The organism is Rhodococcus sp. NPDC003322 (assembly GCF_053589555.1).
Window position 1 is genome coordinate 266,996 of record NZ_JBSFSC010000005.1, and the last position, 25,985, is coordinate 292,980.

Genomic DNA, 25,985 nt, shown 5'->3' on the forward strand with positions numbered 1-25,985 from the left:
CGACGTTAGGACACCGCGCCACAGTCGAGCACACTGGATGCATGAGTGTCGGATCGGTGGTCGTTCTCGGTGGACGCAGCGAGATAGGTCTCGAGGTCGCGACGCGACTGGCGCCCGGCCGCCCGGTGGTGCTGGCGGCGCGGCGCAGCGGCGACCTGGAGGCCGAGCGGCGAGCGGTGCAGGCCGCGGGCGCGAGCGAGGTGCACACCGTCGAGTTCGACGCCGACAAGGTCTCCGATCACGCCCGGGTGCTGTCGGAGATCGCCGAGCTCGGCCCGATCGACACCGTGGTGCTCGCGTTCGGGGTCCTCGGCGACCAGGCGCGCGCCGAGACGGACGCCCAGCACGCGGTGAACGTCATCCACACCGACTACGTCGCGCAGGTGTCGGTGCTCACGCACCTGGCGCAGCTGCTGCGCGCGCAGGGTGCGGGCCGGATCGTGGTGTTCTCGTCGGTGGCCGGGGTCCGGGTGCGGCGCGCCAACTACGTGTACGGGTCCGCGAAGGCCGGCCTGGACGGGTTCGCGAGCGGGCTCGGTGACGCCCTGCACGGCAGCGGGGTCTCGCTGCTGCTGGTCCGGCCCGGGTTCGTGATCGGCCGGATGACCGAGGGGATGAGCCCGGCGCCGATGTCGAGCACTCCGGGTCAGGTCGCGGACGCGGTGGTCGCGGCGCTCGGGAAGGGCCGCGAGCGGGTGGCGGTCCCCGGTCGGCTCCAGTTGGTGTTCTTCGTGATGCGGCTGCTGCCGCAGGCGATCTGGCGCCGGATGCCGCGTTGATGGGACATCACACAAATGTGCTGACGGGCGCTCCGGTCAGTGTCGTCGGGATCGGTGCCGACGGCTGGGACGGCCTGTCTCCGAACTCTCGGCGCGCGATCGAGGACGCCGAGGTGCTGATGGGGTCCGCGCGTCAGCTCGACCTCGTACCCGGTGACTCGAACCGGCTCCGGGTGCCGTGGCCGTCGCCGCTGGTGCCGGCGTTGCCGGGCCTGTTCGGTGAACACGATGGTCGGCGCATCTGCGTCCTGGCGAGCGGCGACCCGATGTTCCACGGCATCGGAGTCACCCTGGTCCGGCTGCTCGGGGCGGATCGGGTTCGGGTGCTCGCGCATCCGTCGTCGGCGTCGTTGGCCTGTGCACGCCTGGGTTGGGCACTCCACGAGACGGCGGTGGTGTCGCTGGTGACGGCGCCGCCCGAGGCGCTGATCCCCGACCTCGCCCACGGGCGACGGCTGCTGGTGCTGAGTCGCGATGCGCACACCCCAGCGACGGTCGCGGAACTGCTGCGCGACAACGGTTTCGGGGACACCACGATCACAGTCCTCGAACAGCTCGGCGGCCCCGCCGAGACGGTGGTGTCCGGCACCGCCGCCGGCTGGGACCGCGCCCCCGGGGACGCTCTGAACCTGCTGGCCCTGCACTGTCTGCGCACCGCGGGCGCGGTGCGACACACGCGCGTGCCCGGCCTGCCGGACGACGCCTTCGAGTCGGACGGCCAGCTGACCAAGCAGGAGGTCCGCACCCTGACGCTCGCCGCACTGGCCCCCGAACCGGGGGAACTGCTGTGGGACGTCGGCGGCGGCTCGGGCAGCATCGCCATCGAGTGGATGCGCACCGACCCGACCTGCCGGGCGATCGGGTTCGAGCGTGACGACCGCCGCCGCGACCGGATCGCCGCGAACGCCTCCCGGCTCGGTGTCCCCGGGCTCGGCGTCCGCGGCGCCGCACCGGAGTCGCTGACCGGCGCGCCGATCCCGGACGCGATCTTCCTCGGCGGCGGCGTGACCGCGCCCGGCGTGTTCGAGACCTGCTGGGCGGCGTTGCCGGTCGGCGGGAGGATCGTCGTCAACGCCGTCACCGCCGAATCGGAAGCCCTCCTGCTGGCCTGGCACGCCGAGTACGGCGGCAGGCTGCGCAAGTTCCAGATCTACCGCGGCAGCGCACTCGGCGGTTTCACCGCGTGGCGCCCCCACCTGCCGGTCGCCCAGTGGATCGCCACGAAGACGCCCCCGAACGCGACCCCGATCCAGTCACCAGAGGAGCTTTCGTGACCGTCCGTTTCATCGGCGCCGGACCCGGTGCCGCCGACCTGATCACCCTGCGCGGCGCGCGGATCATCGAGCAGAGCCCGGTGTGCCTGTACGCGGGCAGCCTGGTGCCGGCCGAACTGCTCGACCTGTGCCCGGTCGGCGCCGAGATCGTCGACACGGCGCGGTTGAGCCTGGATCGGATCACCGAACTGCTCGTCTCCGCGCACCGCGAGGGCAAGGACGTCGCGCGGCTGCACTCCGGCGATCCGTCGATCTACAGCGCGGTCGCCGAGCAGGTCCGCAGGCTCGAGGCCTCTGGGGTGGACTACGAGATCGTGCCCGGCGTCCCGGCATTCGCGGCCGCCGCGGCCACCCTCGGCCGTGAACTGACGGTCCCCGGGGTGTCCCAGTCCATCGTCCTGACCCGCGTCTCGACCCTGTCGACGGCGATGCCGGAGGGGGAGGACCTGGCCACGCTCGGCGCGAGCGGCGCGACGCTGGTGATCCACCTGGCCGCGCACCGCATCGACCAGGTCGTCGACGAACTGCGCGGCCCCTACGGCGGCGACTGCCCGGTGGCGGTGGTGGCGTTCGCCAGCCGTCCGAACGAGATCGTGCTGCGCGGCACCGTCGACTCGATCGCGGCGCAGGTGCACGAGGCCGGTGTGACGAAGACCGCGGTGATCATCGTCGGGCGGGTGCTCGGTGCGGCCGGGTTCCCGGACAGCTACCTGTACTCGGCGAGCCGCGCCCGCGTCACCCACTGATGCGGCGCGTCCTGATCCTCGGGGGCACGTCCGAAGGGCGTGCGCTGGCCGCCGCGCTGGTGAGCGAACCGGGGATCGCGGTCGAATCCTCGCTGGCCGGCCGGGTGCGGAATCCGCGACTGCCCGACGGCGAGGTCCGCGTCGGCGGTTTCGGCGGCGTCGACGGCCTTCGGGAGTACCTGCGCGCGAACAGGATCGACGCGATCGTCGACGCGACACACCCGTTCGCATCCCGGATCACCGCCAACGCCGCGACCGCAGCCGCCTCCGCGGGTGTGCCGCTGCTGATCCTGCGCCGCCCCGCGTGGACACCGGCACCGGAGGACAACTGGACACAGGTCGACTCGCTCGCCGCCGCGGCCGCCGCCCTTCCCACACTCGGCCGTCGCGTCTTCCTCACCATCGGCCGTCAGGGCGTCGACGCGTTCGCCGGGTCGGACGCCTGGTTCCTCGTCCGCGCCATCGATCCCCCCGAGGGGCCGGCACCCGCGGCCACGACGCTGCTGCTCGACCGCGGCCCGTTCGGGCTCGACGCCGAGCGGGAACTGCTGCGCGACAACCGGATCGATGTTCTGGTGACCAAGAACAGCGGGGGCGCGCTCACCGAGGCGAAGCTGACCGCCGCCCGTGAGCTGGGGGTCGCGGTGCTGATGGTGTCGCGGCCCCCGCTTCCCTCCGGGGTGCCGGTGACGTCCGACGTCGCGGCGGCGGCCGCGTGGGCACTCGAGTCAGTCGCCGACTGACTCGGCGCGTTGCAACAGCAGGTCGCGTTCGCGGAGGTTCTGCGTCAGCGCCGCGGCCCGGGTGAACTCGGTGCGGGCATCACCGCCGCGGCCCAGCTGGGCGAGCAGGTCGCCGCGGACACTCGGCAGCAGGTGGTAGTCGCGCAGCATCGGATCGTCGGCGAGGGCATCGACGAGAACCAGTGCGGCCTCCGGGCCGTCGGCCCGGGACACCGCGACGGCACGGTTCAGTGCCACGACCGGCGACGGGGTCAGCGTGTACAGGCGTTCGTAGAGCGCCGCGATGGTGGCCCAGTCGGTGTCCTGGTACGTGGCGGCCCGCGCATGGCAGGCGGCGATCGCCGCCTGGAGCGAGTACGGGCCGGTGCCGGCGCGCAGCAGGGCCTCCATGCCGAGCCGGATGAGGAGCCGGTTCCAGCGGGCCCGATCCTGGTCCGCGAGCAGCACCGGCGCCCCGTAGGCGTCCACTCGCGCGGCGGTCCGGGAGGCCTGCAGGCTCAGCAGTGCCAGCAGTCCGTGCGTTTCGGGTTCGCGGGGCATCAGCGCGGCCAGGACCCGCGCCAGGCGCAGGGCGTCCTCGCACAGTCCGGGGCGGAGCAGGTCGTCACCGGTTGTCGCGGAGTAGCCCTCGTTGAACACCAGGTAGACCACCTCGAGGACCGACGACAATCGGGCGGCCCGGTCCGGTCCGGTGGGAACCTCGAACGGCACCTGCCGGGCGGCGAGGGTCCGTTTGGCGCGCACGATGCGCTGCGCGACCGTCGATTCCGACGCCAGCGTCGCGCGGGCGATCTCGGAGGTGGTCAGGCCGCCCACCAGGCGCAGCGTCAACGCGATCCGCGCCGGGGTGGACAGCACCGGATGGCAGGCAACGAAGATCAGCCGCAGCAGGTCGTCGTCGATCTCGTCCGGGTCCGGTGGCAGGTCGGGCGCCGCTGCCACATCGAGACCGCGGCCGATCTCGGCGAGCTTGCGGGTGTAGTTCTGCTGTCTGCGCACCAGGTCGACCGCCCGATTCCGGGCGGTGGCGATCAGCCACGGGCCCGGCCGGTCCGGAATCCCGGTCTGTGGCCACTGTTCGAGGGCAGCGACCAGCGCGTCCTGGGCCAGTTCCTCCGCGGTCCCCACGTCCCGCACGATCCGGGCCGCGGCCGCGATGATCCGCGGCGACTCGATCCGGAACACCGTCTCGATCGCCTCGTCGACCGACTGCGACCCCACGGGTCCGATGACAGCAAACCCGTGGGGCCCGGTCAAGGCGAGTCCGGCGGCCCTGTTGTTCGAAATCAAGGTTGTTCGAGATCAAGGCCGTTCGGAATTCGGGCGACGGTCACTCCTCGGCGATCTGGCGCAGTTCGAGGGTGACGGTCCAGTAGTCCTCGTGGACCCGCAGGAACCGCCGCGACCACTCGAGGGCCTCGGCCTTGTCCTTGCACTGCATGATCGCGTAGCCGCCGACCACTTCCTTGCTCTCGGTGAAGGGGCCGTCGGTGTAGCTGAGCTCGCCTCCCGACCAGGTGATCCGGGTGCCCTCCGAGCTGGGGGTCAGGCCCTGCGTGTCGAGCATGACGCCGGCCTTGGTGACCTCCTCGAGCAGGGCGCCCATGCGTTCCATCAATTCCGGGCTGGGGCCGTCGGCGGGGGCGGTGCGCTCGTCGACCCGGATGAGCGACAGGTAGCGGGGCATGGTGACTCCTCGGGTTGCTCGGCGGGGCCGTTCCCCGCCGCTACCTGTGAGTCGATCGGCGAGGCCCGGAATCGACACCTTCCGGGATTTCTTTTCCAGAGGTCCTCACCACGGCGGCGATATCCTGGATGCCAGTCCTTCCGAGGTGAGCGCATGGTGCATGTGCACGGGTCGTGCCGGCCCGGTGCGGAGTTCGGAGCAGTCAGGGCGGCGCAGCGAGATGGCCGACCGTGATCCGCTCGAGACGCAGCGTGCCGTGGTTCCTTCCGTCGCGGCGGAGTTGAGCGCCGCCGGATTCGACGAGGCACGCGAAATCGGGCGCGGAGGATTCGGCGTGGTCTACCGCTGCGTGCAGTCCTCGCTGGAACGCAACGTGGCCGTGAAGGTCCTCAACGCCGACCTCGACGAAGAGGCCCGAACACGGTTCGTCCGCGAGCAGCGGGCGATGGGCCGCCTGACGGGACACCCGAACATCGTCGGCGTCCTGCAGGCCGGCGCAACCGCCAGTGGTCGGCCCTACATCGTGATGCAGTACCACCCGCGCGATTCGCTCGAAGCCCGGATCCGCCACGACGGCCCACTCGCACTCGCCGAGGCGCTTCGCCTCGGCGTGAAGATGGCCGGCGCCCTCGAGACGGCACACCGTCTGGGTGTCGTCCACCGCGATGTCAAACCAGCGAACATCCTGTTCACCGAGTACGGAGAGCCGGCGCTCACCGACTTCGGCATCGCCCACATCTCCGGCGGATTCGAGACCAGGACCGGCACCGTCACCGGATCGCCGGCGTTCACGGCCCCCGAGGTGCTCAGGGGGAACCCGCCGAGCGCCGCCTCGGACATCTACGGTCTCGGCGCAACCCTGTTCAGCGCCCTCACCGGGCACGCCGCTTTCGAACGCCGGGCCGGCGAGCAGGTGGTGGCACAGTTCCTGCGGATCACCACCGAGCCCGTCCCGGATCTGCGTGAACGGGGTGTCGGTGACGACGTGAGCGCGGTCGTCGAACGGGCGATGTCCGCCGATCCGGACGAGCGACCCGCCACCGCAGCGGATCTCGGGGACGAGCTGCGCCGGGTCCAGCTCGCCAACGACCTCACCGCCGATGACATGGCCCTGTTGCCCGACTCGGTCGGCCGACGACGAGAAGGAGCGCCGCCTCGTCCGCCGTCGGTCCGCGGCTCGAGCTCGTCGGCCCGACGACCCACCGTCGCCGTACCGACCGTGCCGAGTACCACAGGGGAGCTGCCGCTCGAGCTCTCCAGTTTCGTCGGTCGCCGCCGGGAACTGACAGAGGTCAAGGAGAGCCTGTCCGTGTCGCGTCTGGTGACGTTGACCGGGATCGGCGGGGTGGGGAAGACGCGACTCGCGTTCCACGCGGCAGCGGACATGCGGCGCGGGTTTCGGGACGGGGTGTGCCTGGTCGAGCTGGGCGAGTTGCGCGACGGTTCGTTGCTCGTGGACGTGGTGGCCGCCGCCCTGGGAATGCGGAATCCGTCCGCGCGGACGTTCGAGGACGTGGTGGTGGAGTTCCTCACCCCCCGGCACCTGCTGCTGGTACTGGACAACTGCGAGCAGGTAGTCGACGCGGTCGCCACGCTGGCCGGTACGCTGCTTCGCCGCTGCCCGGAGCTTCGGATCCTGACCACGAGCCGCGAGCCGTTGAACATCGGCGGGGAAACGGTACTGCCGGTCCCACCGCTGGCGGTTCCCGACACGGACGCACCTCCATCCGTGCGGAGCGCGCCATGGTACGACGCGGTGACCCTGTTCGCGGAACGGGCCGCCACGACGGTGCCGGGATTCGAGCTCACCGAGGGCAACCGAGCCACGGTGGCCGAGATCTGCCGCCACCTCGACGGCCTGCCTCTGGCGATCGAGCTGGCGGCGGCGCGACTGCGGGCGATGTCGCCCGAGCAGGTCCTGGAGCGGCTGGCCGACCGGTACTCGCTGCTGACCCGCGGCCCCCGCACCGTGCCAGCACGCCAGCAGACGTTGCGGCTGTCGATCGACTGGAGTTGGGAGCTGTGCACGCCGCAGGAACAGCGGTTGTGGGCGGGCTTGTCGGTGTTCGCAGGCAGCTTCGAACTGGATGCGGCGCAGGACATCTGTGCGGAAGACCTGGATCGGGACGACCTGATGGACACCGTCGCGGCGCTCGTCGACAAGTCGATCATGACGCGCGAGGAGACCGGCGACACGGTGCGCTACCGGATACTCGAGACTCTGCGCGCCTACGGCCGGGAGAAGGCACAGCAGGCCGGTGAGTACGTGGCGCTGCGCTGCCGGCATCGCGACTGGTACCTGCTGATGGTCTCGGATGCGGAGGCCGGCTGGATCGGGCCCCGGCAGTTGGAGTGGATAGAGCGTCTGGACCGGGAGCAACCGAACCTGCGTGAGGCGATGGAGTTCGCCTTGACGGACTCGGGTGACGGCGAGAGCGTGGCCGGGCTACGGATCGCCGTCGGCCTGTTCCCCTTCTGGGTGTCGCGCGGTCGGCTCAGCGAAGGACGGCACTGGCTCGACCGCGCCCTGGCCCACCGATCCCTCCCACCGGCCGCGGAACGCATCAGAGCCCTGTACGCCGACGCTCTGCTCGCCGGAATGCAGGGCGACCTGCCCGCGGGGATCGCCCTCGTGGAGGAGGGACAGGCGCTGACCGAGCAGACGCCCGACCCCGCGAGCAATGCCCTGGTCGCTGCCGGCGCCGGAATGCTTGCGCTGTACAGCGGTGACCTTCCCCGCGCGCACACCCGGCTGAGCGAGGCCCACGAGTGGTTCGACGCCCAGGACGAGGTTTCCCGAGTGGGGATTGCGGTCCTGCAATCGCTCGGATGGACTCTGGAACTGCAGGGTGACGCCACGCGGGCCGCGGCCTGCCACGAGCGGGTGCTCGAGATGACGAAATCGCGTCACGAATCGGTGTATCGGTCGTATTCGCTGTGGGCCACAGGTGTCGCGGCGTGGAGGCAGGGTGATGGCACCCGCGCCGTTCGGCTGATGGAACAGGTCCTGCGACTGACCAGGCTGGTGGACGACCCTCTCATCGCCTCCGCGGGTCTGGAGGCACTGGCGTGGATCGAGGGCGACGGGCGCGACGCGCAGCGGGCCGCGACCCTGCTCGGAGCAGCCGAGTCGCTGCGCCGAGCCGTGGGCACCTCCACCCTCCTGTACCTACACCTGCTCGTCCACCACGAGCAGTGCGAGCGTCAGATCCGCGGCGCGATCGGGGAGCGGGCGTTCGAGACAGCCCACCGCAAGGGCCGGGCGCTGAGTTTCGCCGACGCGGTCGCCTACGCACTCCGAGAGCCGTCCGCGGCCACGTCGACCAACGCGGACACCGAGGCGACCCTGACGAAACGCGAACGGGAGGTTGCCGGCCTGGTGGCGAAGGGACTGACCAACAAGGCGATCGCCGCCCAACTGGTGATCTCGCGGCGGACCGTCGAGGGTCACGTCGAGCACACACTGATCAAACTCGGTTTCACATCGCGGGCTCAGATCGCCGCCTGGGTCGCCGGGCAGGCGGACGACGAATCCTGACGCGTGCGAGCGGCCACCTGCTCCCACATTCGGTCCGGACTCAGACCTGGACGTCGCACTGCCGGTCGGTCGCGGATTCGACCCAGACGGGCGCGCGATCGCCGACCCGGACCTCGACGGTGCGGCGGGCGGGTAGCCCGGGGAAGCCGCCGACCACGGGCTCGACGCTCAGCGTCCCGGAGTTCTCGTCCCACCGGATCGTGGTCCGGGCGAACGCACCGTCGCCGTACTCCAGTCCGGCGCCGGCGTCCTCGTACAGCGTGAACCGTGCGTCCGCCCCGGGGAACACCGACACGACGAGATGATCGAGCTGTCGCTGGTCGTCGGAGCCCTGGTACGGGCGACGGATCACGATCGACCCGGCTCTGGCGTACACCGGCGCCCGCTCGAGCGGGACGGTCACCGGCTCGACACCGGGTCCGCTGCGCCGCTCGCCGGTGAAGAAGTCGATCCAGTCACCCGGCGGGAACCAGACGGTCCGGGTGGCGGGGTCGCCGGGCGTCGCCACCGGCGCGACCAGCAGGTCGGACCCGAGGGTGTACTGCCGGTCGTGGACGTACGCGTCCTCGTGATCCGGCCACTGCAGGTACATGCCGCGGGCGAGGGGCAGTCCGGTGTCGTGGGTCTCGCGGGCGAGGGTGTACAGGTACGGGACGAGCTCGCCGCGCAGCCGCAGGAAATCCGCGGCGACGGTGCGGGCCTTGCCTCCGAACTCCCAGGGCAGGCGCCGCGTGTCGCCGTTGTTGGAGGAGTGCAGGCGCAGGATCGGCCCGAACGTGCCGGACTGGATCCACCGGGTGTACAACTCGTCGTCCAGGGTGCCCTGGAATCCGCCGATGTCGTGCGAGACGTAGGGCAGTCCGGCATTGCCCTCGGCGACGGTGAAACGGGTCTGGAAGTCGAGCATCTCCCACGTCGAGCGCGCGTCACCGGTGAAGTGGATCGTCGATCGGTGCTCGCCCCACGGTCCGGGCCGGTCCCCGGCCCAGTCCTGCCAGGAGCCGCCGACGCGCGACAGTGTCGGCCACCTGCTGCCGCGGGCACGGGTCCGGCGGGTGTACTGCGAGTTGATCCACGCGTCTCCCGACATCGAGCCGTCCGGTGGACCCGCCGTCGACCCCTCGCAACACCAGTCCAGCCACCAGAAGTCGGCGCCGTCCTCTTCGAACGCGGTGTGCAGGTCCATGTACGCGTCGAGTTGCCGCGGATCGGCGAAGTCGAAGCCGTGGTGCACATCGATCACGCCGCCGGGGTCGGACTGGATGCTGATCAGATTCGGCATCACCACCGGGGCCAGTCCGCCCCCCGCGGCGTCGGTTTCGGCGAACCGGGCGTCGCCGCGGGCGATGGACGGATGCACGTTCAGGCCCACCGCGAGCCCCTCGTCGTGCGCCCAGCGGAAGAACCGACGCGGATCCGGGAACAGGTCGGTTCGCCACTCCCAGCCGTTCCACCGGTGCGGGGCCTTGAAGTCGGTGTCGACCATCAGCACGTCCAGCGGTACCCGTTCGGCCCGGAACGCGGGCAGCAGCTCGTCGCGGTACGCCTGCTCACTGTACGGGTGGTAGCGGGAGAACCAGACGCCCAGCGCCTTTCGCGGGGGCAGCGGCGCGGCACCGGACAGCAACCGGTAGTCGGCGAACGCGGCGGTCAGCTCGGTGCCGTACCCGAACAGGTAGCCGTCCTGGTAGGCGCCGGTGCGGGCGGGGCGGGGCGAGCGGGTGGCGCCGTCGTCGCCGAGCAGGACGCTGTGCGAGTCGTCGAGGAACGTCCAGCCGGCGCGGGAGAGCAGTCCGTCGTGCAGTGGGACGGGTCCCGAGCGGCTGTCCAGGCTGCGCAGCCAGCCCCCGAGGTTGCCGGGGGTTCCGGGTTCGGCTGTCGCGAGCCCGAGGTAGCCGGCCATCCCGGCGCCCGCCGGGCTCGGGGTCGCAATGGGGGACTGCCATGCCGGGGACGCGAGCACGTCGGAGTCGTCGCGTCGCACCGTGATTCGCAGGTTGTCGGGTCCGAACGGACCGCTGCCGCGCCGGTATGTCACGGTGACGCGCCCGGTACGGAGCACCAGGTCGTCACCGGACGTCTCCCGGGAGAAGCTGGGCGCGGGAGTGTCTCGCCGGTACGCGAGCATCGTCGGACGATCCTCGAACCGGCCGTCGTCGGCGTACTCGAGCCGGATCAGTGTCGGGCTGAGCACCTGGAACCGGGCCCGCCCGTCGGCCACCACCCCCTCCGCGGGTGCAGCGCCTGCAGGCCCCGCTCCCAGTGCGCCTGCACCGATCCCGGCCGCGGCGACCACGAGAAAGCGGCGCCGACTCAGTTCGACCATCGTCCACCCCTTTTCGCGTGGCCTGACCGGCGACACGGTACCGCCGAGCAGGTCAGGAGGAGGCGATTCCCGGACATCGGGGGACCGGGCGGGTTGAATGTGCGGCGAGGAGAAGGGGACTGGACATGGATCGAGTGTGCATCGTCGGTGCCGGGCCGGCCGGACTGTCCGCCGCGCGGGCGCTGCGGCGGCTGGGTGTCGAGTACGACCAGTTCGAACGGCACAGCGACGTCGGCGGGATCTGGGACATCGACAATCCCGGCACGCCGATGTACGAGTCCGCGCACTTCATCTCGTCCCGCACGGTGTCGGGGTTCTTCGACTTCCCGATGCCGGACTCGTTCCCGGACTACCCCGGGAACCGGCAGATCCTCGACTACACCCGCAGCTTCGCCCGCGCGTACGGCCTGTACGACGCGATCCGGTTCGACACCGGGGTGGACGAGGTGACCCCCGCCGGCGACGGGTGGTCCGTGCGGCTGTCGACGGGTGAGGTGCGCCGCTACCGGGCGGTGGTGTGCGCGACCGGGGTGACCTGGCAGCCTCGGATCCCGGAGCACCCGGGCAGTTTCGACGGCGAGGTGCGGCACGCGGTCACCTACCGCGACCTCGACGAGTTCCGCGGCAAACGGGTGGTGATCGTCGGTCTGGGCAACTCCGGCGCCGACATCGCCTGTGACGCCGCCGCAGCGGCCGTCCGCACGCACGTCAGCGTGCGTCGCGGCTACCACGTGATTCCCAAGCACATCTTCGGCACGCCGACCGACGTGTTCGCCGAACGCGGCCCGAAGCTGCCGCTGACGCTCGAACGGCCGCTGCTGACCGGATTGCTCCGACTGCTGCAGGGCGACCTGACCCGCCTCGGCCTGCCGCGACCCGACCACAAACTGCTCGAGTCGCACCCGCTGCTCAACAGCCAACTGGTGCACCATCTTCAGCACGGGGACGTCGAGATCGTGCCGGACATCGCGCGATTCGACGGCCCCCGGGTCGAGTTCACCGACGGATCGCACCGGGACGCGGACCTCGTCCTGTATGCGACGGGCTACGACTGGGCGATCCCGTACGTCCCGCAGGACTGCTTCGACTGGGCGGCGGGCCGACCTCGGCTGTATCTCACGGCCTTCAACCCGAAGCGGCCCACCCTGTTCGGCGTCGGATACCTGGAGACCAACTCGAGCGCGTACACGCTGTTCGACCAGGTGACCAATCTGCTCGCCCACTACCTGCACGACCAGCAGCACAACCCGGCCCGGGCGGCGGCCTTCGACCGCAGGATCGCCACCGACCGGCCGGACCTGAGCGGCGGGATCTCGTTCATCGGCACCGACCGGCACAGCGCGTACGTCGACTCGCACGCGTTCCGTGACCACCTGGCCCGGGTTCGGGCCGAGCTCGGCTGGGCGGACCTGACGCCGGGGATGTTCGACCGCGTCAAGGTCACGGTGTGAAGCGCGCACTGGTCACCGGGGCGGCCGGAGCCATCGGGTCGGCGATCTGCCGGGGACTCGCCGCGCGCGACTTCGACGTCACCGCAGTCGATGTCGACGCCGCCCGCGCGAACGCGCTCGCGGACTCGGCTCCGGGACGGATCCGGCCGCACCCGTGCGATCTGGCCGACCCCGCACAGCTGGAGGCGTTGACCGCGTCGATCGACACCTGTGACCTGCTCGTGCACGTTGCGGGAATCGTTGTCACCACACCCTTCGAGCGGGTGACGGCGGCAGAGGTCGATCGTGAACTCGGGGTGAACCTGCTCGCCCCGATCCAGCTCACCAGGGCGCTGTACCCGAGGCTGCAGGACCGGGGCGGCCACGTGATCGCGGTTGCCTCGATCGGCGGGATGCTGCCGCTCGCGGAAAGTCCCGGTTACAGCGCGTCGAAGTTCGGGCTGCGCGGCTTCCTGCTCTCGCTCGCTGCCCGTCACCCGGAAACCGGGGTGCGCGTCAGCATCGTCAACCCGGGGTCGGTCGACACCCCGATGCTGCGGCACGAGGCTGCAAACGGGGGATCGCCGCTGAACTTCCTCGGCGCTCCGCTCGCGCCGCAGGCCGTCGCCGACCGGGTGCTCGCCCTCGTCGCCCGTCCCCGGGTCGAGGTCAACCTCCCTCGCTCGGACGGCTGGATGGTCAAGGCGGGCATGCTGATTCCCGGTGCCACCCTACGGGCACTGCCGTGGATCGGCCGGCTGGCCGGGCGCAATCTCGACCGGTACCGGACCCGCCACCGACTCTGATCGGCGGCCGGTCCGAGGTCCCGGGTCGATCAGCCCTGTCCGGCGGTCCGGAGGGTCGAGATGACTTCGCTCGTGGGTACCGATGCAATGGGCAACCTTCGACCAGTCACCTTGCGCCGCCATACGATCAGAGTCGGCACAGTGCTTCCACTGCCGCGCCTCAGACCTTCTTGACGACGCTCGACTTCAGTTGCATGGGGCCGATGCCGTCAACCTTGCAATCGATGTCGTGGTCACCGACACCGGCGACGAGGCGAATATTACGCACCTTCGTCCCGGTCTTGATTCCTGTGGGGCTGCCCTTCACCTTGAGGCTCTTGATGACAGTGACCGTGTCTCCATCAGCGAGGACATTGCCGACGGCGTCCTTGATCACCGGACCGTCCGCATCGGTCGTCGGCTCGGAGATTGGTTCCCATTCATGTGCGCATTCCGGACACACCATCAATGCGCCCATCTCGTAGGTGTACACACACGAGCACTGGGGGCACGGGGGAAGTGGCTGGTCCATTCGAGGCATCGTATTCGAGACGGTGAACGAGTCCATCACCTGTCGTCCTGGGCTCAGGCTGCTGCGGAGCACCGATGCCGCGGAGTCGGCGCCTCTCAGGTGAACCGACTCGCCTCTGCGGTCTCATTTTCGACGGCCCCACATCCGAGGGGCACTCCGCGACGAAACGGTGCCGGCCTTCGGCGGATGGGTCCGATGGCCGACACCGAGGCGGTCAGATCCGCTCGATGATGGTGCCGGTGGCCAGCGCGCCGCCGTTGCACATCGTGATCAGCGCGGTCGAGCCGTCGCGACGCTCGAGCTCGTGCAGGGCGGTGGTGATCAATCGGGACCCTGAACTGCCCACGGGATGTCCGAGTGCGATCGCGCCGCCGTTGACGTTCACTTTGTCCATGTGCGGCCCGTGCACCTGCGCCCACGACAGCGCGACGGAGGCAAATGCCTCGTTGACCTCGAACAGGTCCAGGTCGCCGATCTTCATGCCGGCCTTCTCGAGCACCCGGGACGTGGCCTGGACGGGGCCGTCCAGGTGGTACTCGGGTTCGGCGCCGACGAGGGCCTGGCTGACGATGCGGGCGCGGGGCGTCAGCCCGAGTGAGCGGGCGCGGTCGGAGTCCATGAGCAGGACGGCGGCGGCCCCGTCGGAGATCTGCGATGACGTGCCCGCGGTGTGGATACCGCCCTCGAGGACCGGCGTGAGCTTGGCGAGAGACTCGGCGGTGGTGTCGCGCAGGCCCTGGTCGCGGCTGACGACGTTCATCTCCGACGTCGGCTGCTTGTCGTCACCGATGACCGGCGCGGTGACCGGGACGATCTCGCGGTTGAAGCGGCCCTCCTCCCACGCCTGCTTCGCGAGGGCCTGCGAGCGGACACCGAGGGCCTCGATGTCGGCGCGGATGATGCCGCGGCGGCGTGCAATGCGCTCGGCGGCCTCGAACTGGTTGGGCATGTCGATGTCCCACGATGCCGGGCGGCGCGGGCCTGCGTCGGTTCCGACGTTGGCGCCGAGCGGGACCTGGCTCATGGACTCGACACCGCACGCGATGCCGATGTCGATCGCACCGGTCGCGATGAGGCCGGCGATGAGGTGATTGGCCTGCTGTGCGGAGCCGCACTGGCAGTCGATCGTGGTGGCGCCGGTCTGCCACGGGAGCCCGGCTGCGAGCCACGCGGTGCGGGTGACGTTGTTGGACTGGGCGCCGGCTTGGGTGACACATCCGCCGATGACCTGTTCGACCAGCAGCGGATCGATGCCCGCGCGGTCAACGATGCCCTTCTGTGCGGTACCGAGAATCTCGGCCGCGTGCAGGCCAGACAGCCAGCCGCCGCGCTTGCCGATGGGGGTACGCACTGCCTCGACGATCACTGGTGTGCCCATGGTCAACAACCTCCACTGTTTTGGTTAGAACAGGTTCTTACTATCAGCGAAGCATGAAAAAGTCGACACACCAACCATTTTCGAATTTCGCTCGACTGAAACTGAAACACGGACATGGGTACCGCAGGGCGCGAGACGTGCGACCGGGGGAAGCTGGCAGCGCAGAGACTAGCAAATTGCTAAAATTCGCAAGTGACGCCTTCCGTGTGGGATGATCCCGCGAAAGCGAGGGTGCATGACCACGTCGCTACGAGCGAAGACGACCACTCCCGCAACGGAGACGACAGGAGGCGCAATGGCCACGAGCGCGCGCCAACCGCTGTATCAGATGAAGGCGGACTTCTTCAAGACGCTGGGGCACCCGGCACGCATCCGGGTCCTCGAGTTGCTGAGCGAGCGTGATCACGCCGTCTCGGAGATGCTGCCCGAGGTGGGGATCGAACCGGCGAACCTGTCTCAGCAGCTGTCGATCCTGCGTCGCGCCGGGCTGGTCACGGCCAGGCGGGAAGGTCTGTCGGTGTCCTATACGCTGACCTCGCCGAAGGTCGCGGATCTGCTGGCGATCGCCAAGGGGATTCTCACGGGCGTCGTCGCGGGGCAGGCCGAGCTGCTCGAAGAACAAGCGGAGTCGGCAGCGCTGGTAGGAGAGGCCGCAGGCTGACCGAACGAGCGCCGGCCGGGTTTACTCATACCCACTGATTGCAGACTTTCTTAAATATGCATCTTGCATGAATGGACGACGAGGGTGACTGACGAAGACGACGACACGCGCGGACCCACCGGCGGCACGGGTGTTCAGCTCCAGGGGATCACCGCCGCCGTTGTGACTGTCGGCGCATCCCGTCGCGACCGTTCTCCGGCCGAGCCGCAACGCTCGCCCTGGATGGTGATGGAGATGTACGCGGATCTGATTCGCCGCCGCACCCCGATTCGGGTGCTGCGGCTTCCCATGGCCACCGGGGACTCCCGGCTTGTCGCAGCGCGGATCGCCTCGGCATCACCGCGTGTGTCGGTTGCGTTCGTGACCGGCATCGGGGCGGGGGAGTCCTCCCGGATCGCAGACGACGTGGATGCTCGTGGCGGACCCGTGATCGTCACCGAACTCGATGTGCTGACCGCCGCACTGGCGGCAACCACGATCTCCCTTCTTCGTCGCGGCGGTGCCGCACCCCGTTCGGGACGCGTCGTGATCAACGGCCCCGAACGCGCACCCCTCCTCGGTCCGGTCCTGTTGAAGTCCGGAATCGGCGAGGTGATCAACTGGAGCAGAGTTGACGCACATGCGTTCCCCCTGCGGCGATTGATGCAGCGCCACGATGTCCTGATCGATCTCGCCGGCACCGCGACCGACACCGACGCGCCCGGCCGCACCGTGGCCTGGCCGACCGACCGCTTCGCGCTGGGACGGTTGGTCGTGCCGGGCCTGATGAGCGCTCTGTGTGGGCACGACACGACGAAGGTGACCGCTGAGATCCTCGCCGCGTGCGCACGAGCCCTGGCGTTGACCACACCCCCGGGGCAGACACTGCCGTCGTCGGACGACGGCCTCGTCACCCCGGCCATAGCCCGGCACGTCGGCCGCGCCATCGCCTTGTCCACCAACCAATAGCCACACATGACACGCCACGTCCGCAGGTATCCGTGAGGAGAACACTCGTGACCACACCCGCAACCGGTATCGGGGCCGCCCCGACAATGCGCGAGGAGATCGTGTCCTGGGTCGTCGACGTCGCCGACCTCACGAGCCCCGACGCCGTGGTGTGGTGCGACGGATCCGCCGACGAATGGGACCGCCTGACGACGCAACTGGTCGACAAGGGTACGTTCGTCCGACTCGAGGGCAAGCCGAACTCCTTCTGGTGTGGGTCCGATCCGGAGGACGTGGCCCGGGTGGAGGACCGAACCTTCATCTGCTCCAGACTCGAGGCCGACGCAGGGCCGACGAACAACTGGATGGACCCCGTCGACATGAAGACGGTCATGACCGAGCACTACCGCGGCGCGATGTCCGGTCGCACGATGTACGTCATCGCCTTCTGTATGGGCCCGCTGGACGCAGCCGAACCGAAGTTCGGTGTTCAGGTCACCGACTCCGAGTACGTGGCCGTCTCGATGCAGATCATGACCCGATCCGGGGCCAACGTATGGGACAAGCTCGCTGCCGGAGCCGAATTCGCCAGATGCCTGCACTCGGTCGGCGCCCCGCTCCGTCCGGGCGAGGCGGATTCCACGTGGCCGTGCGATCCCACCAAGTACATCTCCCACTTCCCCGAGGAGCGGATGATCTGGAGCTACGGCTCCGGCTACGGCGGCAACGCACTGCTCGGCAAGAAGTGCTACTCGCTGCGCATCGCCTCGAAGATGGCCAAGGACGAGGGCTGGCTCGCCGAGCACATGCTCATCCTCAAACTCACCTCCCCCGAACAGGAGGTGCACTACATCGCCGCGGCGTTCCCATCCTCGTGCGGGAAGACGAACCTCGCGATGCTCGAGCCCACACTCGACGGGTGGACCGCCGAAACGCTCGGCGACGACATCGCCTGGATGCGCTTCGGTGAGGACGGGCGACTGTACGCGGTCAACCCCGAGGCGGGGTTCTTCGGCGTCGCCCCCGGCACCGGCGCCCACACGAACCCGCACGCGATGGCCACCATCGAGCGGGGCAACTCGATCTTCACCAATGTCGCGCTCACCCACGACGGCGACGTCTGGTGGGAGGGGATGACAGACAAGCCGCCCGCCCACCTGACCGATTGGCTGCGCCGGGACTGGACCCCGAACTCGGGCGAGCGTGCGGCGCACCCGAACTCTCGGTACTGCACCCCGATCGCGCAGTGCCCCACCGTGGCCCCGGAATGGAACGACTCTGCCGGCGTCCCGATCTCGGCGATCTTCTTCGGGGGCCGCCGGGCCACGACCGTTCCACTGATCACCGAGTCGCTGAGCTGGCAACACGGAGTGTTCCTCGCCTCCACGCTGTCCTCGGAGACCACCGCGGCGGCGGCCGGCAAGGTCGGTGTGGTGCGCCGCGACCCGATGGCGATGCTGCCATTCCTCGGCTATCACGTCGGCGACTACTTCGGGCACTGGCTGGACATCGGGGCGAAGGCGGATCCGGCGAGATTGCCGAAGATCTTCTACGTCAACTGGTTCCGGCGCGGTGACGACGACGAGTTCCTGTGGCCGGGGTTCGGAGAGAACGTCCGGATCATGAAGTGGGCACTCGAGCGGATCGAAGGTCAGGGGGTGGCGGAGTCGACGCCGATCGGATACGTGCCAGCGGTCGACGCACTCGACTTGACGGGCCTGCAGCTCGACCACACCAAGATTGCCGCCGCCTTGAAGGTCGATGTCGACGAGTGGCTCGCCGAGACTCTGCTGATCGACGAGTGGTACGCCGCCATCGGCGGCAATACCCTGCCCGATGTCCTGCGCGAGGAGCTCGGCGCCCTCAGGCTCCGGCTGAGTGCTCCCGCCCTCGCCGATCTGTTTCCCGGCAAACCGGCCACCACACGAGACGCCGACTTCCGTCGCGTCCGGGGCCGCACCCGTCGCCGCGAAGCCTGACATCCGCCGCACCGGGTGCTGGACTCGAGCACCGAGATCGCACTCCTCCGCGCACCGCAACATTTGTCCCCGACAGTCGGCTGAACGGTGTCACACGCATCGTCCAACCTTCCCTTTTGTGGATTGCCAACATTCGCAACCAGGCGAGATGGCGAGACTCTCGGCATACCGAGGAAGCTGCACATGTCTGAACTGGGAAACCCGAACGGGCCCGCGAACGCGACCGGCCCCGCCTGTGGCCGCGGCCCCGGCGCTGTTCGGACGGTCGCCGAACTCCTCCCCAGGTGGAGCGAGTGGAAACCCGCGGTCCGCACACCCGGCGCCGATCTGCTCTCCGGCCTCATCGTGGCGCTGGTCGCGCTGCCACTGGCGTTGGGCTTCGGTGTCAGCTCCGGCCTCGGCGCCGCCGCGGGTCTGACGACAGCGGTCATCGCCGGAGCGGTCGCGGCAGTGTTCGGAGGTTCCCGCTTCCAGGTGTCCGGCCCAACCGGCGCGATGACAGTGGTCCTGGTGCCGATCGTGGCCGAGTACGGTCCTGAGGGCGTGCTTGCGGTCGGGTTGATCGCGGGGGTGGTTCTGGTCGGGTTGGCGTTTGCGGGCGTAGGCCGAGCCGTCCGATACATGCCCGCCCCCGTCATCGAAGGATTCACCGCGGGTATCGCCATCGTCATCGCTCTCCAGCAGGTGCCGGCCGCCCTGGGAATCACCGGTGCCGAGGGCGAGAAGGTGTGGCAGTCTGCGTTCGATGCCGTGCGCAAGTTCGTGGCGGATCCGTCGATCTTGGCGCCGTCCATCGCGCTGGTGGTCGCCGTGGCGATTCTCATCGGCGGACGCTACTTCCCGAGGGTCCCGTTCTCCCTCTTCGCGATCGCAGTCGCGACAGTCGTCGCGCAGCTGTTCGGTTTGGACATCGCGCGCATCGGCGCCATTCCGTCCGGCTTCTCCGCGCCGACTCTGAGCTTTCTACACCTGGGAAATCTCGCCTCGCTGCTTGCGCCGGCCCTCGCCGTGGCAGCACTCACGGCACTCGAGTCGCTCTTGTCGGCGACCGCCGCCGATTCGATGGGAGTCGGCACGCGCCACAACCCCGACCGGGAGCTGCTCGGGCAGGGCCTGGCGAACATCGCCGCACCGCTGTTCGGAGGCGTCCCGGCAACCGGCGCGATCGCCCGGACCGCGGTCAACGTCCGCTCCGGCGCCCGCACCCGGCTCGCGGCCCTGACCCACGCACTCATCCTCGCCGCGATCGTGTACCTGGCCGCAAGTCTCGTCGCCGACATCCCTCTCGCCGCCCTCGCCGGGGTGCTCCTGGCCACCACCGTCCGGATGGTCGAAGCTGCCTCGATCCTCGCCATCGCCCGAGCCACTCGCGCCGACACCATCGTGATGATCGCAACGTTCCTCGTCACCGTCGTTTTCGATCTGGTCACCGCGGTCGCCGTGGGCGTCGGATTCGCCGCGATCCTCGCATTGCGGGCGGTCGCCAAGGCAGCGCGGATCGAGCAGGTGCCACTGGAGCAGGACGAGCACCTGGTCGAGGAACACGAACTCCTGCGCGAGCACATCGTCGCCTACCGCATCGACGGCGCGTTGTTCTTCGGAGCGGCCCACCGATTCCTCCTCGAACTTGCGGAGGTCTCGGAGGTGAAGGTCGTGATCCTGCGCATGTCGCGGGTGACAGCCCTCGACGCCACGGGCGCCATGGTCCTCAAGGATGCCATCACCAAACTCGAACACCGTCACATAACCGTGTTGATCTCGGGCATCAGGCCAGAACATGTGCGCCCACTCGAAGCCCTCGGCGTGTTCACCACCACAGACAGCGAGGACCGGCACATCTTCGACACGACGCCACGCGCCATCAGCTATGCGCGGATGCTCGTCCTTCCCGACAGCCACTACGCCTCCACCAGTACAGAGGACTGACCGATGCCAGGAATCCAATCCACCACCGACACACCGACGATGCGCCAGTATCTCGGTTACCTCACCGGCCGCACCCTGCCGCCACACCTCCACGACTGGGTCGTCCACGACGTCACGGGGCCCGGCTCAACCCACCGCTACGTGATCCGCTGCGTCGTCCCCCTCGTGCCCGTTCTCGCGGCCCTGATGCTGATCCCCGGTCCGTGGGTGATCCGAATCGGCATGGTCCTTCTGCTGTTCCTCCCGTTCGTCTACTTCCTGTTCGCGCTGAAGAACATCTACCTGCGTCACCGCCTCGTCAGCCACGGCCTCGATCCGCAGCTCCTCGACAAGCACAAGCAGCAGCGGCTCGACAAGGAACGCGAGGGATACGAGACCCGATACCGATCTGCCCCCTAGCCGACGGCCACCCGCCACCCACGATGACAAGGAGTCACTCGGAGATGCCCATCGCCACCCTCAACGGAATCCGACTCAACTACACCGTCACAGGCACCGGTCCACTGGTTGTGCTGGTCATGGGGAGCGGCAGCCCGGGCCGCGTCTGGAACACATACCAGGTCCCAGCCCTGGTGAAGGCCGGATTCCGGGTCGTCACCTTCGACAACCGCGGGATCGCTCCCTCGGACGAGGGCACGGACAACATGAGCATCGACGATCTGGCAGCCGATACGGCCGCACTGATCGAACACCTCGGCGGGGCGCCTGCACATGTCGTCGGGGTCTCGATGGGAGCGCGCGTGGTCCAGGAACTTGCGATCGCGCGTCCGGACCTGGTTGCGAAGGCTGTCATGCTCGCCGCCACCGGGAGACCGCATCCGGTCGAGACCACCCTCAATCTGGGGCGGCAGGCCCTTCACGACCAGGGAGTGGAACTGCCACCGAAGTATGCCGCAGCAGTGAACGCACTCTTGCACCTGTCGCCGCGGACACTCTGCGACCCCGACAAGGCGCAGGAGTGGCTGGACATCTTCGAATTCTCCGCCGCACCGCGAACCACGGCGGGCGTGCGCGCCCAGCTCGGCATGGACCGATCACGCAATCGGCTCGGCGATTGCGCCAGTATCACCGCGCCCACCCTGGTCATCGGCTTCGCCGACGATCGCATGACGCCGCCCGCCCATGGCCGCGAGGTTGCCGACGCCATTCCCGGCGGCCGCTACGAAGAGATCGCCGACTGCGGCCACTACGGATACCTCGAGAGGCCCGACGAGATCAACCAGCGACTCGTGGACTTCCTGACAGGTGTCGGGCCATCGACAGCCGGATGAAAGCATCGCTCACCGGAGGCCGGTCGGTGTGCAAGAGGTCCGCGGCACCCAATCGGCATTCAGCAGGCAACGGCGCGGGGGCGCGGCTGGTTCCGGTGTCGGTCGTGTTGTGGCGCCCGTCACCGCGGTCTAGCTTCGAGTGGGGACGTCCTGACGTCGATCCGGGAGGAAGTGTCCTGTGACGCAATCCGAGCATCACCCTCACACCGATCACGACCACGAGCACGGGCCCGGCTGCGGGCACGTCGCGGTGCCGCACGGCGACCATGTCGACTACGTCCACGACGGACACCTGCACCGCGTGCACGCCGGCCACGTCGACGAGTGCGAGACCGCGGAGCACTCTGTGCACGGCAGCCACGAACACCACCACGGCGAGGGCTGCGGCCACGTCGCGGTACCGCACGGCGACCACGTGGACTACATCCACGACGGCCACCGGCACGCCGAGCACGGCGATCACTACGACGAACACTGACGCCGCGTCGGCGGCGCGGGTACCGGTCAGCCGGGGTAGCGCCGCGGCGTGAACACCTTCCGCTCACCGCCGGAGTCGACGATCGTCGTCTGCGAAGAGCCGACGATCAGCAGCGTGCGCATGTCCACCTCGGACGGCTCGAGGTCGCCGAGCGGAACGATCCGCACGCTCTCCTCCGGCCCGGCGACGTCGCGGCCGACGATCACCGGGGTATCGGGGGAGCGGTGTTCGAGCAACAGGTCCTTCATCGCCGCGACCTGCCAGGTCCGGGACTTCGACGCCGGGTTGTAGACGGCCATCGCCATGTCCGCGGCGGCGACCGCGGAGATCCGCCGCGCCACCACGTCCCACGGCTTGAGCCGATCGGAGAGGGAGATCATCGCGTAGTCGTGGCCGAGTGGGGCGCCGACGCGGCTGGCGACGGCGTTCGCGGCGGTCATGCCGGGCAGGACCCGCACGGGCACGTCGCGCCACTGCTCGTCGGCGGCCATCTCGATCACGGCGGCCGCCATCGCGAACACGCCGGGATCGCCCGACGACACCACGGCGACGCGAGCCCCGCGCTTGGCGAGATCCAAAGCCATTGCGGCGCGCTCGGATTCGACCTTGTTGTCGCTGGAGTGCCGGTTCTGTCCGGGCCGCACCGGTACCCGGTTCACATAGGTGGTGTAGCCGACGACATCGGTCGCCAGAGCAAGCTCGTCGCGCACCTCGGGGGTCGTCCACGCGTCGTCGCCGGGCCCCAGCCCGACGACCGTGACACACCCCGTCGCTCCGCTCGCCCCGGTCACGCTGCCGGCTTCCGAGTCACGCTGCGCCGCAGGATTGTTCGACGGGCTGGGCACGATGGCGATGGAGAAGTACGGCACCTGCGACTCGTCGACGTCGGCGGCGCGCAGGACCCGCTGCTTGTCGGTGCTGGCGCGTTCGACGTACGAGGCCTCGCCGAGGCGGCCGGAGTCCGCCAGCGCCTGCCGCACAGCGGGGAAGGTGCGGCCGAGCTTCAGGATCGCGGCCGAGTCGGTTTCCCGCAGCCGCCTCGTGAGCTCCTCGGCGGGCAGCGTCCCGGGCAGCACGGTGAGCACCTCGTCCCGTTCGACCAGCGGCACCCCGAGCGCCGCGGATGCCGCGCTGATGGAGGTGACGCCGGGGATCACCTCGGCGTCGAAGCGGTCGCACAGTCGCTTGTGCATGTGCATGTAGGAGCTGTAGAAAAGCGGATCCCCGGCGGCGAGCAGGGCGACCGTCCGGCCCGCAGCGAGATGCGCGGCGAGGGTCTCCGACGCCTCCGCGTAGAAGTCGTCGATCGCGCCCTGGTAGCCGCCGGGATGGTCGACGGTCTCGGTGGTCACCGGGTAGACCAGGTGCTCCTCGAGCTGTCCCTCGTGCATGTACGGGGCGGCGACGGCGCGGGAGATGCTGCGGCCGTGACGGGCGCTGTGGAACGCGATGACGTCGGCCTCGCCGATGATCCGCGCGGCCTTGACGGTGACCAGTTCCGGGTCGCCGGGGCCGAGACCGATGCCGAAGAGTTTGCCCGCCATCACTCGACCTCGCTGGCGATCGCGTTCAGTGCGGCGGCGGTGATCGCGCTGCCGCCACGGCGTCCCCGCACCACGATGTACTCGATGTCGCCGGCGCGGAGGATCAGGTCCTCCTTGGACTCGGCGGCACCGATGAATCCGACCGGGCAGCCGATGATCGCCGCCGGCTTCGGTGCGCCCTGGTCGATCATGTCGAGCAGGTGGAACAGCGCGGTGGGGGCGTTGCCGATCGCGACGACCGCACCTTCCAGCTTGGGCCCCCACAATTCCAGCGCCGCCGCCGAGCGGGTGTTGCCGAGACGGTCGGCGATCACCGGCACCCGCGGATCGCCGAGCATGCACACGACATCGTTCCTGGCGGGCAGGCGCTTTCGCGTCACCCCCGACGACACCATCGTCGCGTCACAGAAGATCGACGCCCCGTTGCGGAGGGCGGCGCGGGCCGCGGACACCACGCCGGGCGTGAACGCGACGTCGTCGACGAGGTCGACCTGACCGCAGGCATGGATCATCCGCACGACGGCCTGTGAGACGTCCGCGGGGAACCGGGTGAGGTCGGCCTCGGCCCGGATCGTGGCAAAGGACTGACGGTAGATCTCGGCTCCGTCGCGGATGTAGTCGGTCATGGCTCCCCACGATATGGGGCGATCCACGCTCAGCGTGCGGGTGGGTCCACCCGGTAGCCGTCGCCGGTGGCGACGACGTCGGTCACCTCGCCACGCGGCCGGCCGCACCGCCGCTCACACCCGGACCAGTGCTGGCGGCCCTCCGCGGGAAGTCGACCGGACCGGACGGCGTCGGTCGCATCGCCCCGCACGTCCGCGAGGGACTTCGCGCAGCCGGGCAGGCCCGTGCAGGCGCTGACCTGCAGCCACGGCGAGTTCGCGTCGAAGATCAGGCCCATCGGGGCGAGGACGCGGACGACCTGTTCGGCCACGCCCTCGTCGAGGTCGTGCAGCAGGATCGACCGCCACGAGGTGACCGTGATCGGTGCCTCCACGGCGACCAGGAAGTCCGCCAGCCGCGCAGGCAGCACCCCGAACCGCACACCGGCGGCGAGGGTGACCCCGCCGTCGGGCTGATCGAGCCAGCCGATCGGACCCGCGGACTCGGGTCCGGTCAAGGCGATCGGCTCGGCGGTCGCCCCGAGGCCCAGCCGATCGAGCAGCCGCCGCGGTCCGGCGTCGATCTCGTGCAGACGCCACCGCGTGCCGCGGATCTCGTGCAGCGCCCGCGCCGCGTCCAGCAGCATCGCGACCCCGTCGTCGGCGGGCAGCCGCACCCCGTGGTCGGCGCCGGCGAGCACCAGCGCCACCTGGTCCGGGGAAACCGCATGGAGCCCGAGGTCGGCGCTCAGCGCGGAGACGTCGCCGCGGCCGTCGTCGAGGGTGAAGAGCACCCGGCCCGGCAGGTCCGCGAGGCGCGGGTCCCCGCACAGCCCGGCGTCCAGCGCCCGCACCCAGCCGCGGACGTCGACGAGTCCGCCGATCCGCCCGGACAACGGGGTGGCGAGGATGTTCCGCACCCGTTCGTGGGTAGGCGACGGCAGCAACCCCGACTCACGGAGCCGGCCGGCGAACGCGTCGGGGTCGGCGACCGCGCGGAGCTGGATGTTGCCGCGGGAGGTGAGTTCGAGCTCCCCGTTGCCGAGGTCGCGGGACGCGTCCGCGAGGACCTGCAACTGAGCTGCGGTGATCGCGCCGCCGGGCAGCCGCACCCGGGACAGGGCGCCGTCGGCGGCCTCGTGCACCTGAAGGGCCCCCGGACAGGCGTCGGGACGGGACCGGGCAGGTGCGGATTCGGTATCGGACATCACCCACCAGCCTACGGGGGCCGTGCCGGTAGCATCAGCGGCGATTGCGGCAGCTCGTGAGGAAACCGGTGCAAATCCGGTGCGGTCGCGCCACTGTGACCCGGGTGTTCCCGGGGAGTCAGACCCTCCGACGCTGCCCACCGAACCGAGTGGGGCGCGAAACCCCGA

The 25,985-nt window shown here is 69.7% G+C and carries 22 protein-coding genes and 1 riboswitch; of the genes, 14 read left to right on the plus strand and 8 right to left on the minus strand.

The window, feature by feature from the left end; translation table 11 throughout:
- Positions 1–41: 41 nt before the first annotated feature.
- The 4 genes from ACWDUM_RS20605 to ACWDUM_RS20620 are packed head-to-tail and all read left to right on the plus strand — an operon-like array spanning position 42 to position 3,542.
- On the plus strand, positions 42–779 hold the full coding sequence (locus tag ACWDUM_RS20605; RefSeq protein ID WP_450135376.1) for an SDR family NAD(P)-dependent oxidoreductase: 738 nt from the start codon (positions 42–44) through the stop codon (positions 777–779).
- On the plus strand, positions 779–2,053 hold the full coding sequence (gene cbiE / locus ACWDUM_RS20610) for a precorrin-6y C5,15-methyltransferase (decarboxylating) subunit CbiE (RefSeq protein WP_450135377.1): 1,275 nt from the start codon (positions 779–781) through the stop codon (positions 2,051–2,053). The genes ACWDUM_RS20605 and cbiE overlap by 1 nt, the downstream gene beginning before the upstream one ends.
- Positions 2,050–2,799: a precorrin-4 C(11)-methyltransferase gene (cobM, locus tag ACWDUM_RS20615; RefSeq protein WP_450135378.1), complete on the plus strand. Its 750-nt coding sequence runs from the start codon at positions 2,050–2,052 to the stop codon at positions 2,797–2,799. The genes cbiE and cobM overlap by 4 nt, the downstream gene beginning before the upstream one ends.
- Positions 2,799–3,542, plus strand: a complete 744-nt coding sequence (locus ACWDUM_RS20620) for a cobalt-precorrin-6A reductase (RefSeq protein ID WP_450135379.1) — start codon at positions 2,799–2,801, stop codon at positions 3,540–3,542. Before cobM ends, ACWDUM_RS20620 begins: the two co-directional genes overlap by 1 nt.
- On the opposite strand, the gene ACWDUM_RS20625 is transcribed toward ACWDUM_RS20620, so the two are convergent.
- Together ACWDUM_RS20625 and ACWDUM_RS20630 are read right to left on the minus strand one after the other, a co-directional pair.
- A complete protein-coding gene (locus ACWDUM_RS20625) occupies positions 3,528–4,763 on the minus strand; it encodes an RNA polymerase sigma factor (RefSeq protein WP_450135380.1) in 1,236 nt (411 codons plus the stop codon). The genes ACWDUM_RS20620 and ACWDUM_RS20625 overlap by 15 nt on opposite strands.
- 109 nt (positions 4,764–4,872) lie before the next feature.
- Entirely contained in the window at positions 4,873–5,229 is a 357-nt protein-coding gene (locus ACWDUM_RS20630) for a YciI family protein (protein ID WP_450135381.1), read from the minus strand.
- 220 nt (positions 5,230–5,449) lie between these two features.
- Between ACWDUM_RS20630 and ACWDUM_RS20635 the strand changes: the two genes are divergently transcribed.
- The gene (locus ACWDUM_RS20635) at positions 5,450–8,767 is read left to right on the plus strand and encodes a protein kinase domain-containing protein (protein WP_450135678.1); all 3,318 of its coding nucleotides are present in this window, start codon (positions 5,450–5,452) and stop codon (positions 8,765–8,767) included.
- A gap of 40 nt (positions 8,768–8,807) precedes the next feature.
- On the opposite strand, the gene ACWDUM_RS20640 is transcribed toward ACWDUM_RS20635, so the two are convergent.
- The gene (locus tag ACWDUM_RS20640) at positions 8,808–11,093 is read right to left on the minus strand and encodes a TIM-barrel domain-containing protein (RefSeq protein WP_450135382.1); all 2,286 of its coding nucleotides are present in this window, start codon (positions 11,091–11,093) and stop codon (positions 8,808–8,810) included.
- A 125-nt stretch (positions 11,094–11,218) separates the two neighbouring features.
- On the opposite strand from ACWDUM_RS20640, the gene ACWDUM_RS20645 reads away from it, so the two are divergent.
- Positions 11,219–12,544 (plus strand): flavin-containing monooxygenase, encoded by a 1,326-nt coding sequence (locus ACWDUM_RS20645; RefSeq protein WP_450135383.1) that lies wholly within the window; start codon positions 11,219–11,221, stop codon positions 12,542–12,544.
- Entirely contained in the window at positions 12,541–13,329 is a 789-nt protein-coding gene (locus tag ACWDUM_RS20650) for an SDR family NAD(P)-dependent oxidoreductase (RefSeq protein ID WP_450135384.1), read from the plus strand. Before ACWDUM_RS20645 ends, ACWDUM_RS20650 begins: the two co-directional genes overlap by 4 nt.
- Positions 13,330–13,489: 160 nt before the next feature.
- On the opposite strand, the gene ACWDUM_RS20655 is transcribed toward ACWDUM_RS20650, so the two are convergent.
- Both ACWDUM_RS20655 and ACWDUM_RS20660 read right to left on the minus strand, forming a co-directional pair.
- Positions 13,490–13,840 (minus strand): zinc ribbon domain-containing protein YjdM, encoded by a 351-nt coding sequence (locus tag ACWDUM_RS20655; RefSeq protein WP_450135385.1) that lies wholly within the window; start codon positions 13,838–13,840, stop codon positions 13,490–13,492.
- Positions 13,841–14,054: 214 nt separating this feature from the next.
- Positions 14,055–15,218, minus strand: a complete 1,164-nt coding sequence (locus tag ACWDUM_RS20660) for a steroid 3-ketoacyl-CoA thiolase (protein ID WP_450135386.1) — start codon at positions 15,216–15,218, stop codon at positions 14,055–14,057.
- 295 nt (positions 15,219–15,513) lie between these two features.
- Between ACWDUM_RS20660 and ACWDUM_RS20665 the strand changes: the two genes are divergently transcribed.
- The 7 genes from ACWDUM_RS20665 (at position 15,514) to ACWDUM_RS20695 (ending at position 22,460) form a co-directional block, all read left to right on the plus strand.
- Positions 15,514–15,879: an ArsR/SmtB family transcription factor gene (locus ACWDUM_RS20665; protein WP_450135387.1), complete on the plus strand. Its 366-nt coding sequence runs from the start codon at positions 15,514–15,516 to the stop codon at positions 15,877–15,879.
- Positions 15,880–15,963: 84 nt separating this feature from the next.
- On the plus strand, positions 15,964–16,827 hold the full coding sequence (locus tag ACWDUM_RS20670) for a hypothetical protein (protein WP_450135388.1): 864 nt from the start codon (positions 15,964–15,966) through the stop codon (positions 16,825–16,827).
- A gap of 86 nt (positions 16,828–16,913) precedes the next feature.
- Positions 16,914–18,785, plus strand: a complete 1,872-nt coding sequence (locus tag ACWDUM_RS20675; RefSeq protein WP_450135679.1) for a phosphoenolpyruvate carboxykinase (GTP) — start codon at positions 16,914–16,916, stop codon at positions 18,783–18,785.
- Positions 18,786–18,968: 183 nt separating this feature from the next.
- On the plus strand, positions 18,969–20,711 hold the full coding sequence (locus tag ACWDUM_RS20680; RefSeq protein WP_450135389.1) for a SulP family inorganic anion transporter: 1,743 nt from the start codon (positions 18,969–18,971) through the stop codon (positions 20,709–20,711).
- A 3-nt stretch (positions 20,712–20,714) separates the two neighbouring features.
- Positions 20,715–21,110, plus strand: coding sequence for a DUF5313 family protein (locus ACWDUM_RS20685; protein ID WP_450135390.1), 396 nt, complete (start codon positions 20,715–20,717; stop codon positions 21,108–21,110).
- 44 nt (positions 21,111–21,154) lie between these two features.
- The gene (locus ACWDUM_RS20690; protein ID WP_450135391.1) at positions 21,155–21,982 is read left to right on the plus strand and encodes an alpha/beta fold hydrolase; all 828 of its coding nucleotides are present in this window, start codon (positions 21,155–21,157) and stop codon (positions 21,980–21,982) included.
- A gap of 178 nt (positions 21,983–22,160) precedes the next feature.
- Complete coding sequence (locus ACWDUM_RS20695) at positions 22,161–22,460, plus strand: hypothetical protein (RefSeq protein ID WP_450116381.1); 300 nt, start codon at positions 22,161–22,163, stop codon at positions 22,458–22,460.
- 26 nt (positions 22,461–22,486) lie between these two features.
- Here the strand turns inward: ACWDUM_RS20695 and cobJ are convergent, their stop codons facing one another.
- The 3 genes from cobJ to cobG are packed head-to-tail and all read right to left on the minus strand — an operon-like array spanning position 22,487 to position 25,817.
- The gene (gene cobJ, locus ACWDUM_RS20700) at positions 22,487–24,004 is read right to left on the minus strand and encodes a precorrin-3B C(17)-methyltransferase (RefSeq protein WP_450135392.1); all 1,518 of its coding nucleotides are present in this window, start codon (positions 24,002–24,004) and stop codon (positions 22,487–22,489) included.
- Positions 24,004–24,630 carry a precorrin-8X methylmutase gene (locus tag ACWDUM_RS20705; protein ID WP_450116383.1) on the minus strand — a complete coding sequence of 209 codons (627 nt, stop codon included), beginning with the start codon at positions 24,628–24,630 and terminating at the stop codon, positions 24,004–24,006. The genes cobJ and ACWDUM_RS20705 overlap by 1 nt, the downstream gene beginning before the upstream one ends.
- 29 nt (positions 24,631–24,659) lie before the next feature.
- Entirely contained in the window at positions 24,660–25,817 is a 1,158-nt protein-coding gene (gene cobG, locus ACWDUM_RS20710; protein WP_450135393.1) for a precorrin-3B synthase, read from the minus strand.
- 9 nt (positions 25,818–25,826) lie between these two features.
- A riboswitch (cobalamin riboswitch) is annotated at positions 25,827–25,963 on the plus strand.
- Positions 25,964–25,985: the final 22 nt, after the last annotated feature.